Here is a 14,253-nt window from a genome sequence, read left to right as displayed (position 1 = left end):
TTGAAAGCTTGCATTTGTTTCTTCACCATCTGATCTCTCTGCATATACAATGATTCAACGGGGCTTATAATTAAGAATTCTATTTTTCTCAACTATCGCGTAGCGGGCAGTGTTGACTTCTTTAAAATTAAGTCTGTAAGTTAGTGAATCGAATCCTCAAAAGAAATATGTTACATATAATACCAATCGAGCTTACATTCCTGTCAAAAATCAAAACACTTTTTCAAGTTATTCGCTAAATTAGCCTATTGCGTCGAAACACATTGAAAAACCTAAACGATCTTAAACCAACTAAACGAACAACTTATGACACATCATTTTACTAATCGATTGGTCAACCTCCTACTCCTCGTTATTAGCTCTTCAACTTTAAATTTTATGCTTAACTCTTGTGAAAACAAAAAGGAAGTCCACATCGGGCAGTTTAATTTCCAGTCTGACATTGGTTTTCCAAAGTTGGAAGGCAGCGCTTCATTCGATTCAATTTCGGGCGAATATCATTTGGCTGGCGCTGGTGAAAACATTTGGTTTGACAAAGATGAATTTCAATTTATATCACAAAAAATCACCGGTGATTTCATACTTACCGCTCGTATCAAATTTATTGGTGAAGGAGAAAATGAACATCGCAAAATAGGAATCATGGTTCGGGAAGAGTTGTTCGGTGGGGCGGCTCATGTGAGTGCAGTGGTTCATGGCGACGGGCTGGCGGCCCTGCAATTCAGGCCTCATACAAACAGCAATACAGAGGAAGTCCGTTCTGAGCTTTCGGCTCCAAACATTATCCGACTGGAACGACAGGGTCAGAAGTTTACTTTTTCGATGGCAGTTGAAGGTGAAGCCATGCAATCGATCGGGTTGGATGAATCAGATCTGAGCCAGGAATTGTACCTGGGCCTTTTTGTTTGTTCGCACGATAAGGGAGTGTTGGAAGAAGCCGTTTTCGACAATGTCCGCCTGAGCATTCCTGCACCCAACGATTTTGTACCTTACAAAGACTACATCGGCAGCCACATTGAGATCCTTGATCTGGAAAGTGGTAAACGAAATATTATTTTCAGTTCCCCAAAATCGCTGCAGGCACCCAATTGGTCTCCCGATGGCCAATTGCTTTACTACAACTGCGAAGGAAAAATCTATGCGCTGAACCTGGCAGATTATTCTTCCAAAGAAATTGATACCGGTTTGGCACAAAACAATAATAACGACCACGTTTTATCCTTCGATGGGCAACTGTTAGGCATAAGCGATCATACGGAAGATCCCAATGACGCTTCTTTAATTTACACACTCCCGGCAGCGGGCGGAACACCGGAACGCCTCACCAATGAAGGCCCCTCCTATCTGCATGGTTTTTCACCCGACAAGCAATTTGCTGTTTTCACCGGAGGACGGAACAATGCGGCCCAGTTAGATTTATACAAAATCGAGCTTCAAACAAAAGAAGAAATTCAACTGACAGACACTCCAGGATTAGATGACGGATCAGAATATTCTGCAGACGGGCAATTCATTTATTTCTGTTCCACACGAACTGGTACCATGCAGGTTTACCGAATGAACGCGGACGGAAGCGAACAAACCCAATTAACATTTGATGAATTCAACGATTGGTTTCCGCACGTTTCACCCGATGGAAGCCAATTGGTTTTCATTTCATATCCACAGGAGATCGCAGCCGATGACCACCCCTTTTACAAACGGGTAGCTATTCGCACCATGCCGGCTAAAGGTGGAACACCAACGGTTATTGCTTATCTGTACGGCGGACAAGGCAGCATGAATGTTTTCAACTGGTCACCTGATGGCAAAAAGATTGCCTTTGTCAGCAACACAGTCATCGAGTAAACCGGCATTAACACCATGTTTGTTTAATTTGCATTAACTTGCAAAGCCGAGAAGAATCAGAAAGCTGAAATTTAGCCCCATTCTGCATATTTGGGATAAATTTGCAGCCAACAAACCTGGCAATTCTGGCTCTCGTCCGAATGCTGATATTTGATTTTATTGCTTATGCCCCTGAAACTAAAACGTCATCTTGATCAAGTTTACATTTTCAAATATGTATTCAAGTGGTTTTTGTTGACCCTTCCTGTTGCTGCCATATCCGGTAGTTTAGTCGCTATTTTTCTCTATTTGCTCGATCTGGCGACCAAAACCCGCTGGGAATACGGGTGGTTGCTCTATTTATTACCAGTAGCAGGTGTGGCAATTGTGGCCTTATACCGGTTTCGGGGAAAAAACGCGGAGGCGGGAAACAACCTGGTGATGGATGAAATCCATAAACCTGGTGGGGGTATTCCTGCGCGCATGGCTCCGTTCGTTCTCATCACAACCGTAGTAACGCACTTGTTTGGCGGTTCGGCCGGACGAGAAGGTACAGCGGTGCAAATTGGTGGTAGCATGGCTGCCTTCGTGGGCAAGTTTTTAAAGCTGAAGCACGATGATTTACGCATTCTGCTAATTTCCGGTGTTGCAGCAGGTTTCGGTGCGGTTTTCGGAACGCCAATTGCCGGAGCTATTTTTGCGTTGGAAGTATTGGCATTCGGCAAAATCAAATATGACGCTTTATTCCCGGCGCTGTCTGCTTCGTTGATGGCAGATATCGTTTGCTCATCCTATGGAATTAAACACACTCATTACCACGTCGATTTTCATGACCATGTGCAATCGACTTTCTCTTTCATGCATTTCGATCTGAAGTTGATCTTTTTTGTGATTATTGCCGCTGTTTTCTTTGGTCTGGCTGGAAACGCCTTCTCCTTTCTGACACACGAAATTAAAGAGCTCTCACATAAATACATCAAGCACAAGTTGATGATTCCCGTGATTGGTGGGATCATCGTGATTGCCATGACCTTCATGCTTGGCACCCGCGATTATTTGGGTATTGGTGTTACCACTGCCGATGGTACCGGAGTAAGTTTGGTAAATGCGTTTAAAACTGATGGCGCTGACCTGATGAGCTGGTTCTGGAAACTTGTTTTTACGGCTGTTACACTTGGAACCGGCTTCAAAGGAGGTGAGGTAACTCCCCTGTTTTTTATCGGGGCAACCCTGGGAAACACTGTTGCCACACTAACTGGCAACCCGGTTGATTTATTTGCAGCACTTGGCTTTATTGCCGTATTTGCAGGAGCCACCAACACCCCGATGGCTTGTACCTTAATGGGCGTTGAACTTTTTGGTGGTGAACACGTGCTTTACTATGCCATCGCCTGTTTTATCGCCTACTATTTCAGTGGTAATTCAGGTATTTACTCATCTCAACGTCTGGGGGTTTCGAAGGGGGAATTTGATTATCAAACCGAAACAAATCAGACCCTCAAGCAAATTTGGGAAACCAAAAAGAAAAAAGGTAAAAAACACTGACATGATAGTCACTATTAGACAGGAGACAGAAGCGGATTATTCAGCTGTTTTCAAATTGACTGAAGAAGCTTTCCGGACACTGGAAATTAGCGACCACCAGGAACAGTTTCTGGTTGAACGCTTGCGAACATCTAACTCTTTTATCCCGGAACTCTCGATGGTTGCCTGCACATCCGATGGCAAAATTGTGGGCCATATTTTACTGACGAAAATCAAAATTAAAGGAGAAGGTCAATCACACGAATCATTAGTGCTGGCCCCCATTTCTGTTTTACCTGAATTTCAGAACCAGGGAATTGGTAGCAAGCTAATCGAAGCGGCACATAAAAAAGCAAAAGAAATGGGATTTGGATCTGTCGTTCTGGTTGGTCACGAAAATTATTACCCACGCTTTGGTTACGAGTTATGCAGCAAATACGAAATCAACATGCCCATTGAAGCACCGGAAATCAATTGCATGGTGAAGGAGCTACTTCCCGGAGCATTGCGGGGCGTTAGCGGAACCGTTGTTTTTGATCCGGCATTTGGCGCATAAAAAAAATCAGGACCTTGTTTCCAAAATCCTGATTTCAAAATTGTCTTTCGTATTACTCGTCTAAAATACTGTCCACCCAATCTTCAGGTATTTCACTTACTGCCTGGGTGAGCTCGTCGCCCCAAAGCTTGGAGATGTAGTGTAAATCTCCTTCCTGAAAACGCTTCACTTTAATTTTTTCGCTATCCTTTTCGTAAATCATCACATCAATCGGATAACCAACATCATTGGCTGAAACGCGGGTTGAGTCGAAGGACAGGAAACCTGTTTTCAAAGCAAACCGAATGCTGGAATCAGGAGTCAACGTTCGACGTAAAATTGGTGTTCCGTAACCGGAATTGCCAATGATACAGAAAGGAGTTCCCTCTCCGACTTCAATCCAGTTCCCTTGCGGATACAACATGTACAACTTATGCTCCTTGTCCCCTACCAATTTACCCCCTACAATGGTATTGATATTAAAATCAAGACCTCCTTCAGCCAAGCTGCGTTTGTCTTCATTGGCTACGCGCTTGATCTGGTCTCCCAAGGCATTGACTACCTCATAAAGCTTTTCGAAACTATCCAATTTATCGTTTAATATTTCCGAGAAATACGTGAGGGTTTTATCACGCACGGAACGTAATCCTGAGGTCATCAAAAAAACATGCTGATCTCCTTTTTCGTAAATCGTGTATTTACGGGCCGTAGTCGTTTCGTGTCCTGAAGTGATCCGGGTATCACTTAGTGCTACCAACCCGGCCTTCAATTTAATACCTATACAGTAAGTCATAGAGGCTTGCTATTTTTTATTTCAACTTAATTTCAATTCAAATTCCCGGAAAACTTCTTTCTTATTGAAGGTTATAGCCCAAAGGCACATCCGATGTTACACAATTATAGCTAAAATGATTTTGTACTTTGTTGTCCTTGAAAGATATTTTTTCAGTTGCTGGAAAAATTAACCTTTAAGAGCTACACCATCAAATAGAAAACGCCTCTCCATTCACCGTGGCGGAATAGTGATTTCATCTGCAAAGTCTCTACAAGATAAAGCTTGTACAATTGAGAAATTAGCACATTGGCTGACGTCTCCTTCTCATCATCTTCAATTTTAATCTCCCCGAAAATTCAATGCGACGGTTAGAATTCCTATTTTTGCTTGGTTCCCCGAAAAACTTATACCATGCTACTATCCGTTTCTCTGTCTTTTATTGTTGCTTTTGTGTTAACGCTTATAACTATTCCTCCGATAATAAAAGTATCGAAGGAAAAGAATCTGTTTGACGAGCCGAATCATCGGAAGCTCAATAAAATTGTCATTCCGAACTTAGGAGGAGTCGCCATATTTATTGGTGCAACGTTGAGTAGTATCCTGTTTTTTCCCATAGCTATTCCACACAATATTCAATATCTTTTTGCCGGCATGGTTTTAATGCTTTTTGTGGGGTTGAAAGATGACATTATAGGCAGTTCTCCCAGGAACAAGTTATTCATGCAAATTTTAGCAGCAGTCGTTTTGGTTTCGTTGGGTAGCTTACATATCGACAACCTTTCTAATTTATTTTTCATAACTCATATACCAATTTGGATTAGTATTCCAATCAGCCTGTTTTTCTACTTGTTTATCATCAATGCGATGAATCTGGTTGATGGAATAGACGGACTTGCAGCCGGAATATCGATACTTTTTTTAGTGATCACCGGTTTGTGGTTTTACGCTATTGGGAATAATGCCTATGCGATCATATGCGCCGCTTTTACCGGAAGTTTATTCGGCTTTCTCCGATATAATTTATTCAGCAAAAAGAATAAGATTTTCATGGGCGATACCGGTTCACTTATTATTGGAATACTCATTGCCAGTCTGAGTATCATCTTTCTGAATCCAAGCAAAGTCACCAACGAATATCCCGATTTAAAACCCATCCCATCACTGTTATTAGCCCTGCTGGTTATCCCGACGGCAGATACGATCCGGGTTTTTTACATGCGCATCAAAGCCGGGAAGTCGCCTTTCAGCCCTGATATGAATCACATTCACCATGTGCTGATCAAATCCGGCTTAAGCCATCGGTTGTCAAGTCTTTTATTGGTAAGCTGGAGTTTAACGATGTTTGCATTGTCGCTTTTTCTGCAACAGTTAGTTCCGCAAACAATTGTCTTCATCCTCATCTTAGTTCTTACCTGGTCAATGGTCAATGTTATCTACCAACGCAATAACCGGATGAGCAAGATGCGGCGTATGCGTTTGATCGTCATCCAGAACAGGCGTAAAAGCAAATACAACAACCGTTAGAAGCACAATAACCAGCTCAATCCCAATTCTTCGTCATAAAATTTGATCAAAAAGTAGGGTATTCTAAAAGTTTAATGGATTTGTAACAAAACACAAACCCGTTTAAACAGCATACCATGATGGACGATATAATTGAAACGCTTTTGCAGTCGGATGAATTACTGGATATTAATACAATCTCCGGAAACATTCTGCCAGGCCCTGAAGAAACATTCAGCCTGATTGATCAGAAACCCTACCTGGGGCTCTTACTTTTCTTTGGACTAAACTTCATCGTAACAGGCGTAATCATGGGTTATTTCTACTACCGAAAGACTCACCGCCGCGACTATTTATTCACCTTTCTAATGGTTAGTTCAACAATCTTTCTGATGGTCTATCTGCTCGAAAGTGTAAAAATAAAAGTCGGTTTTGCCCTAGGACTTTTTGCCATATTCGGAATTTTACGGTATCGAACAGATTCTCTTCCTGTTCGGGAAATGACCTACCTTTTTGTTATTATTGGCATTTCTGTTATCAACGCGCTTAGTAACGGAACAAACAGTACAGCCGAACTACTAATTACCAATGCGATTTTCGTCATTCTGACCTGGTTGATGGAAACCAAGCATTTACTGAAACACACCTCTAGTAAAGCGATCATATACGAGCGTTTAGACCTGTTAAAACCCAACATGCACCAAGCTTTACTGTACGATTTGCGTGACAGGACCGGTTTAAACGTTACTCGTTTTGAGATTGGACAGATTGACTTTAAAAAGAAAATCGCCTACATCAAAGTATTTTATCCGGGTAATGGAGACATCAATACTGCCGACAATATGAAAATGAATCAATTTCCAATGTAATATCTAACTCAGTTTTTAAAATGAGAAAAATACAAACTGTTACAATTCTGCTGTTCTTCCTTTTACCAACAGCTGTTAAAGTCCATGCGCAGACTAAAGATTTCGGAGCCTGGTTCGGGTTTGAACTGGAAAAAGAGCTTAAGGACTGGGCCTTTTCTCTCGCGGAAGAAGTCCGTTCGGTAAACAACCTGAACGATTTGCATGGTCTGTACACCACACTAGGTGTTGACTATAAGCTTTCAAAAAGATTTAAAATCGGAACGAGTTACCAGTTTATCTATTTCAATGATACTGAATACGACGACTTTCAACCACGACATCGTTTGAACCTGTTTGCAACCGGCAATGTAAAATGGAATCATTTCAAGTTTAGCTTACGGGAACGGCTGCAGACAACCTTCAAAGATGAGAGTGAACGGGATTATAAAATGAACCCGAAAATAAGGTGGCGTAGTCGTTTCGAACTGGAATATAACATTCCCAAGTCGAAATTCACTCCGGCTTTCTCGGTTGAAACATACTACCAGTTGAATAATCCGGACGGTAATAAGTTCGATCAAATTCGATACAAGTTATCCGGGAGTTACAAACTCAACAAACGTAATGAGCTATCACTTTACGGGCAGCTCTACCACGAGATTAATGTGAAGAATCCGGTAGACCTCTCGGTTGTTGGCGTGGAATATAAATTCAAGTTAAAAGACAAGAAAAACAAAGAATAAAACTTAAACCATATCGCATGAAAACACATAAACTCATTCTGTTAACAGGCATTCTACTCAGTATACTGGTGGTTGTCTCGTGTAAAAAATATAGCGGAGATGATGAAACAGACGACGATGATGATGAAGTCACGATTGTCGATGCTGAAACCGGCAATGCTGAGGATCATGAAGACGCCTCGGACTATACCTGGGAAGGCGACACCGTTACTGCTATTATTCTGAACGAGACATCGATAACCGTTAGTGGCGAAGGCGCGACAGTAAGCGGAACGACCGCAACAATTTCGGCATCAGGAGTCTATTTAGTTTCAGGAACGCTAAACAATGGGAAAATAATCGTTGATACGGAAGATGAAGAAACAGTCAAACTGGTTTTGAACGGCGTCGGCATCACCTGTTCAAACAGCGCGCCGATATTTGTTAAAAGTGCCGAAAAAGCTGTGGTTATCCTACCAGATGGAACAACGAACTATTTAACCGACGGAACAAGTTACAGTTATTCCAGCACGGACGAAGACGAGCCCAATGCAACACTTTTCAGTAAAAGTGATCTATCAATTTCAGGTAATGGTTCGTTGGTTATCGACGCCAATTACAACGATGGGATTACCAGTAAAGACGGGCTGATTATTGCCAGTGGAAACATTCAAATTAATTCAGTCGACGACGGGATTCGTGGAAAAGATTACCTGATCATCGAAAGCGGAACAATCAATGTAACATCCGGTGGCGATGGCTTCAAATCCGATAACGATGAAGATGACGCCAAAGGCTATATTTCCATTGAGACCGGAACAATTACCATCACCTCCGGTAACGATGCCATGCAGGCCACAACTGATCTGTTAATTGCAGACGGAACATTCAACTTAAAATCAGGTGGTGGAAGCAGCAGTTCAGTGGGTAGTTCTGAATCGGCAAAAGGCTTGAAATCGGATTTGAATATCATTATTGAAACCGGAGATTTCACCATCAATTCGGCTGACGACGCGATCCATTCAGGCTCGCTAATCACAATCAACAGTGGGACATTTAATCTTGCTTCCGGTGACGATGCTATTCACTCCGACAACTCGGTTACCATCAACGGTGGAGACATCACCATCACCAAGTCGTACGAAGGGATTGAAGGCCCTTATATTACACTAAACGCCGGCAATATATACGTCACTTCTTCGGATGACGGGCTCAATGCCTCCAAAGGAAACGGTGGTGAATCAAACGATGGTAGCCTGCTTGAAATCAATGGCGCCTATCTTGTTGTAAAATCACAAGGAGACGGACTGGACAGTAATGGAAGCATCGATATCACTGATGGAACCGTTTTGGTAACCGGACCTTCATCTTCGGTTGAAGTAGGTTTGGATTATAACGGATCATGTACCATTTCCGGTGGCTTGGTTTTAATTTCCGGACCAAATTCGAACATGACACAAGCTGCATTGAGCTCATCAGACCAGAACTCTGTGTTAGTGCGGTTCAGCTCGTCAAAATCATCGTCCACACTTTTCAATGTACAGGATGCAAGTGGCAACAGCCTGGTTACCTACCAGCCATCGAATAGTTACACGTCTATCCTTTTCTCTTCTTCTGAATTAAAACAAGGATCAACTTACTACGTGTACACTGGAGGAAGCTATTCCGGAGGAACAGAAACAGACGGTTTATATACCGGAGGAACTTACACGGGAGGAACTCAATTTAGCAGTTTTACTGTTTCAAGTGCAGTAACAACGACGGGCTCTAGCAGCGGATCATCAGGTCCCGGAGGCCGGTAAAAGCGAGCGTGCACTGAGGGCAACAGCAACTGTTGCCCTCTTTTTTCCAAAAATTCGTCTTTCTCGTTTAGGGTAACTTGTCTAAAAAAGGGATAATTAATAAAAACAAATATGGAAAGACATTTACAATTTCATTACTAAAGCTGAAGTGAAAACACTTCAGGAGCAAAAACTATGAAGCAAAGCAAAATTCTTTCTCTAAATTTCAGTTATATTTGACAGCAAACATGCAAAGCACATCAAATTGACTCAGGAAGAATTCACAAAGCTTTTCGATCTCTATTTTGCCGATGTACGCAAATACATCTTCTACCGTTCGGGCGATGAAGATATCGCAACGGATATTGCACAAGATGCTTTTATGCGAATTTGGGAAAAACAAATGACTATCGACGGCAAGACGGCTAAAAGCCTGCTGATAAAAATCGCCCGTGATTTGTACATCAACCGGTATCACAAGGAGAAGAAAGCTTTCAACTTTTTTGAAAGCTATCAAATTAATGAAGAAGGATTGACACCGGAAGATCAGTTGAATTTTGATGACTTGAAAATGGCTTACGAAAAAGCACTGAAAACCATGCCGGAAAAACAACGGGAAGTTTTCCTGATGAGTCGGATCGATGAACTGAAATACAAAGAAATTGCCGATCAGCTGGGGTTGAGCGTTAAAGCCATTGAGAAAAGAATGAGTCTGGCGCTCGACCATCTAAAAACGCATCTAAAAGACAAAGTGACACACATCGTACTTTGGTTTTCCAAACTGTTTTTTTGCATGATAATAACTCGAAAAAGTGAACTCAGATAACAACCATAAGCAACGGCAGATAGTCGACAAACACAGCAAAGCGTTTTTGTCGGGAGGTACTTTTCGCTGGAAAAGGAACCAGGAAGAAATTAAAATTGACTTGCTGAGCAAAATAGCTGAGCGTCGCATCGTCAGGACACTACCGTTAAAACGTCTAATGGCTGTGGCTGCCGCAATTATCGTTGCTGTTGGTATCACCTCATTTATGCGCTTCTATTCAACAACCATTACGGTACCGGCAGGCCTCCATCAAACCGCCATGCTTCCCGATGGTTCAACTGTTGAGTTGAATGCAGAATCAAGTTTGACTTATTATCCGTTCTGGTGGCCAATTGAACGAAAAATTACGTTTACAGGTGAAGGATTTTTCCAGGTTGAAAAAGGAAAGACGTTTCAAGTTGCATCATCCCACGGAACAACCCAGGTTTTAGGAACCAGCTTCAATATTTTTAGCCGCGACGACATTTACCGGGTTACTTGCGTAACCGGAAAAGTCAAGGTAGCCAATTCCTCTAAGGATCATGTTATTTTGCTGCCGGGTAACCAGGCCGAGATACTCGCCAACAACGAAATAAGAGTCAGTACATTGACAAATGTGAATACTGAAATCTCGTGGAAAAACAACTTATTCCTATTCACTGCAACTCCGCTTCGCCGGGTTTTTAATGAAATTGAACGCCAATATGCGGTAATCATTGAAATGGATGTCACAAGTGGTGATTTATACACCGGCAACTTCAACCGGTCATCAAAAATTGAAGACGTACTCGATTTAATTTGTCCTGCAGCAAGTTTAAAATTCGAGAAAAAATCAACCAATGTTTATCTTATCAGGAAAGCGTCGGAATGATCAGGAAAGCAATTTGGTTCATACTCTTCATGCAAGCGTACCTTGTTTACGGACAGGAAAACGCTTCCATCAAAATTGATGTCCAGGATAAGGCGCTTAACAGTGTTTTGCATCAGTTACGCGACCAGTATGGCTTTCAACTTTCATACACGGAAAATGAACTGGCGAGATACAAGATCACGATTTCAAAAACATTCAGTTCACGGGAAGAAGCCCTACAATATATTCTAAAGGGTTTGCCTTTTAAGCTGAAACAAGCAGGGCAGGTCTTCATTATCATTCCGTTAAAAACAGAAAACAATTCAACGCCCAATCAAGTACACATTTCCGGTCAGATTGTTGAAAGTGGAACATGGGAGCCGCTCTCCTACTCCAATATCATTATTAATAAAAAACAACTGGTCGCCGATGTTACCGGTTCTTTTAATTTTATAGCTTCGACTGACAGCACGTTTCATGTGCAAATCTCGCATTTAGGTTATTACATTTACGACACTGTTTTGTATGCAGGCATCAATCAAAAATTTCTGCTGAAACCTTCTGTTTTGCCGCTCCCCGAAGTTCGTGTTCAAAACCGGCTGATTGACAAATCGACTTTGATTGGCGAGTATGCCGGCAACATGAAAATTAACCACAACATTGCCCGTTTTTTGCCGGGACAGGGCGATAATTCGATCTTTAATTTGCTGCGGTTGATGCCCGGCATTCAAGCTTCGAACGAGCAAACAGCCGACCTCCAGATCTCGGGCAGCCCCGAAGGACAAAGCCTGATTACCTTCGATGGTTTTACCTTGTTTGGCTTGAAGAATTACAACAATAACATCAGCATCGTCAATCCATTTTTAGTGAAGAATATTGAAATTTATCAGGGTGGATTCCAAGCGCAATATGGGAACCGGGTTGGTGGATTGGTACAAATAACCGGAAAAAACGGCAACTTGCAGAAACCGACTTTCAGCTTCAACCTGAATGCTACCACATTGAACGGCATGGCTGAAATTCCGCTTTTTAAGAAATCGTCGTTCATTCTGGCTTATCGCCAAACGTATTACAACCTTTACAACTCGGACAACTTCAACATTTATGCGCCAACGCGGCCCAGACCGGAAAACGAACCCGATAACAAGAATTTTAAAACCGGGGAGAACGGGATCAATGTTTACCCGGACAATTACCGTTATCGCGATTTAAACGCCAAATACACGTTGAACCTGGATAACAACGCCCAGCTTTTCCTGAGCTTTTACCTCGGAGGCGATAAATATAAACTGACAACCAGTAAAAACCTGAGTACTTCATCTCCGGATAGCGGTTCAAATGCGGACAATCCATTTCAGGTCGATTTATCGGATCGGGAGGAAAATTCGCAAAGCGGTTTTTCGGCCTTTTACAGCAAAAACTGGAGTAAGGCTATCAATTCGCAATTCACTTTTTCTAATTCCGACTATTCGCGGGAAGCCTTTCAACAAATACAAAGCAAGCCCGGCGATTCCATTAGTGTTGATACGCAGGATGAGGTGGAATTCTCAAACTCGGCAGCTGAGTACAGTTTACGAAATGAAAACCGCTGGACACAACAAAACGGAAAAGAACTCAATTTTGGAGTCGGCTTATATGCTAACCGGGCCAGTCTTGTCAACATTAATAACTATGGCGACACGCTGACGTTCAACGCCGAGCAACGCTTCCGGAATAATCACTTTTTTGCTTTTGTGCAGGAATACCTGCCAATCGGCAAAAAGCTGACACTGAAAGCGGGCCTTCGATTTAACCTGGCAAACAGCGGGAAGAAATTGGTTAGTGAACCTCGTTTTAGTCTGCAATACAAGCTTAGTGAGAGTTTAAAACTGAATGCTGCTTTTGGTCGTTACCATCAGTTTATGTACAAAATGGCGCATGTCGACCGAGATAACAATTACACCTACTTTTGGGTAACCGGAGACAACTCGACGCCTGTACTGAATGCCACGCATTATTTTTTAGGCCTGAACTATTACAAAAACACATTCACGTTCAATATTGAAAGCTATTTCAAAAAAACAAACAACCTCACGCGCCAAATTTTCGATGCCAGTCAGAACGCTACGAATGGGGCAAATTCATTCTATTCGACTTACTCAGGGGAAGCCAAAGCTTATGGATTAAATACCTATATCCGCAAAGATTTTGGCAACCAAGCCATCTGGATGAGCTATAACTGGAGCAAAGCTTTGGAGCGACTTGCTGCAGCCGGCGATCAGCTTCCCGGCTATAAACCGGCAATGCACGATCAGCGTCATGAATTTAAAGTGGCGACTTTGCTAAATTACCGGAGGTTTTATTTTTCGGCTGACTACGTTTATGGTTCCGGGTTAGAGCTTATGCGTCAAGCTTTTCCCAGCGGGAGCAACAAAGTCGACTATCAGCGGGTTGATGTTGCCTTGACCTATAAATTGAATTGGGCCAAAACCAAGAGTGAATTGGGAGTATCCGTTTTAAATGTTTTCGATCGTGAAAATCTCTCTTACAATCATCTAAAAAGCATCAACTTATCACCCGAATTCAACTCGGTGAAGTTTTACACGAATGCTGTTCCCTTCACCCCAACCGTATTTTTGAAAATCGTTTTCTAAAAAAATGCAGACCTGTAAGCCGGGTTCTGTGTCTCAGCCGAAACTGAGCCTCTATCATTTATCTGCCCGCAACATTGCTGTTACGATCTAGCAACCTACCCCTCACGACTCCCAAAACAAGTTTGAGACTGCCCCGAAGGACAGAACAGGGCGGGCAACCCTGCCGGTAAAAATACCAACCGTGATATATTTGGTCTTGCAACCCATGTCGCGTACGGCTTTCGAAGTCGCCTCCGAAACCGGTGAGCTCTTACCTCGCCTTTTCACCCTTACCCCGATACAAGATCGGGGCGGTTATTTTCTGTTACACTAGAACGAGCTTTCGCCCGCCTTCCCGTTAGGAAGCATGGCGCCCTGCGTTGCCCGGACTTTCCTCTCCTTCAACCGAAGCTGAATTAGCGATAGAGCGGTCTGCGGCGCAAAGATAGCAAATTTGGAGCATGCACTGAT

The 14,253-nt window shown here is 42.6% G+C and carries 11 protein-coding genes and 1 other RNA gene; 10 read left to right on the top strand and 2 right to left on the bottom strand.

Annotation, left to right across the window (positions count from 1 at the left end; genetic code table 11):
* Positions 1 to 306: 306 nt before the first annotated feature.
* The 3 genes from GJV22_RS19760 (at position 307) to GJV22_RS19750 (ending at position 3,907) form a co-directional block, all read left to right on the top strand.
* A complete protein-coding gene (locus GJV22_RS19760) occupies positions 307 to 1,848 on the top strand; it encodes a PD40 domain-containing protein (RefSeq protein WP_163717875.1) in 1,542 nt (513 codons plus the stop codon).
* 165 nt (positions 1,849 to 2,013) lie between these two features.
* Positions 2,014 to 3,372: a voltage-gated chloride channel family protein gene (locus GJV22_RS19755; RefSeq protein ID WP_163717873.1), complete on the top strand. Its 1,359-nt coding sequence runs from the start codon at positions 2,014 to 2,016 to the stop codon at positions 3,370 to 3,372.
* Position 3,373: 1 nt separating this feature from the next.
* Positions 3,374 to 3,907, top strand: coding sequence for a GNAT family N-acetyltransferase (locus GJV22_RS19750; protein ID WP_163717871.1), 534 nt, complete (start codon positions 3,374 to 3,376; stop codon positions 3,905 to 3,907).
* Positions 3,908 to 3,959: 52 nt separating this feature from the next.
* Here the strand turns inward: GJV22_RS19750 and GJV22_RS19745 are convergent, their stop codons facing one another.
* Positions 3,960 to 4,679: a peptidase gene (locus tag GJV22_RS19745; RefSeq protein WP_163717869.1), complete on the bottom strand. Its 720-nt coding sequence runs from the start codon at positions 4,677 to 4,679 to the stop codon at positions 3,960 to 3,962.
* 393 nt (positions 4,680 to 5,072) lie between these two features.
* Between GJV22_RS19745 and GJV22_RS19740 the strand changes: the two genes are divergently transcribed.
* The 7 genes from GJV22_RS19740 to GJV22_RS19710 all read left to right on the top strand — a co-directional run bounded on the left by GJV22_RS19740 (position 5,073) and on the right by GJV22_RS19710 (position 13,803).
* Positions 5,073 to 6,185 (top strand): glycosyltransferase family 4 protein, encoded by a 1,113-nt coding sequence (locus GJV22_RS19740; protein WP_163717867.1) that lies wholly within the window; start codon positions 5,073 to 5,075, stop codon positions 6,183 to 6,185.
* 116 nt (positions 6,186 to 6,301) lie between these two features.
* Complete coding sequence (locus GJV22_RS19735) at positions 6,302 to 7,033, top strand: DUF4956 domain-containing protein (protein WP_205461972.1); 732 nt, start codon at positions 6,302 to 6,304, stop codon at positions 7,031 to 7,033.
* A gap of 20 nt (positions 7,034 to 7,053) precedes the next feature.
* Positions 7,054 to 7,755: a DUF2490 domain-containing protein gene (locus tag GJV22_RS19730; protein ID WP_163717865.1), complete on the top strand. Its 702-nt coding sequence runs from the start codon at positions 7,054 to 7,056 to the stop codon at positions 7,753 to 7,755.
* A gap of 17 nt (positions 7,756 to 7,772) precedes the next feature.
* A complete protein-coding gene (locus GJV22_RS19725) occupies positions 7,773 to 9,536 on the top strand; it encodes a carbohydrate-binding domain-containing protein (protein WP_163717863.1) in 1,764 nt (587 codons plus the stop codon).
* A 244-nt stretch (positions 9,537 to 9,780) separates the two neighbouring features.
* Entirely contained in the window at positions 9,781 to 10,341 is a 561-nt protein-coding gene (locus GJV22_RS19720) for an RNA polymerase sigma factor (RefSeq protein ID WP_163717861.1), read from the top strand.
* A complete protein-coding gene (locus tag GJV22_RS19715; protein ID WP_163717859.1) occupies positions 10,328 to 11,191 on the top strand; it encodes a FecR family protein in 864 nt (287 codons plus the stop codon). The genes GJV22_RS19720 and GJV22_RS19715 overlap by 14 nt, the downstream gene beginning before the upstream one ends.
* Positions 11,188 to 13,803 carry a TonB-dependent receptor gene (locus GJV22_RS19710; RefSeq protein ID WP_163717857.1) on the top strand — a complete coding sequence of 872 codons (2,616 nt, stop codon included), beginning with the start codon at positions 11,188 to 11,190 and terminating at the stop codon, positions 13,801 to 13,803. Before GJV22_RS19715 ends, GJV22_RS19710 begins: the two co-directional genes overlap by 4 nt.
* Here GJV22_RS19710 and rnpB read toward each other — a convergent pair.
* Positions 13,803 to 14,221, bottom strand: an RNA gene (gene rnpB, locus GJV22_RS19705) — RNase P RNA component class A. The two genes, GJV22_RS19710 and rnpB, sit on opposite strands and share 1 nt — an antisense overlap.
* Positions 14,222 to 14,253: the final 32 nt, after the last annotated feature.

Origin of the sequence: Mangrovibacterium lignilyticum, from assembly GCF_010882175.1 — a bacterium.
GTDB classification, from domain to species: Bacteria; Bacteroidota; Bacteroidia; order Bacteroidales; family Prolixibacteraceae; genus Mangrovibacterium; species Mangrovibacterium lignilyticum.
This window is presented reverse-complemented; position numbering and strand designations above follow the sequence as displayed.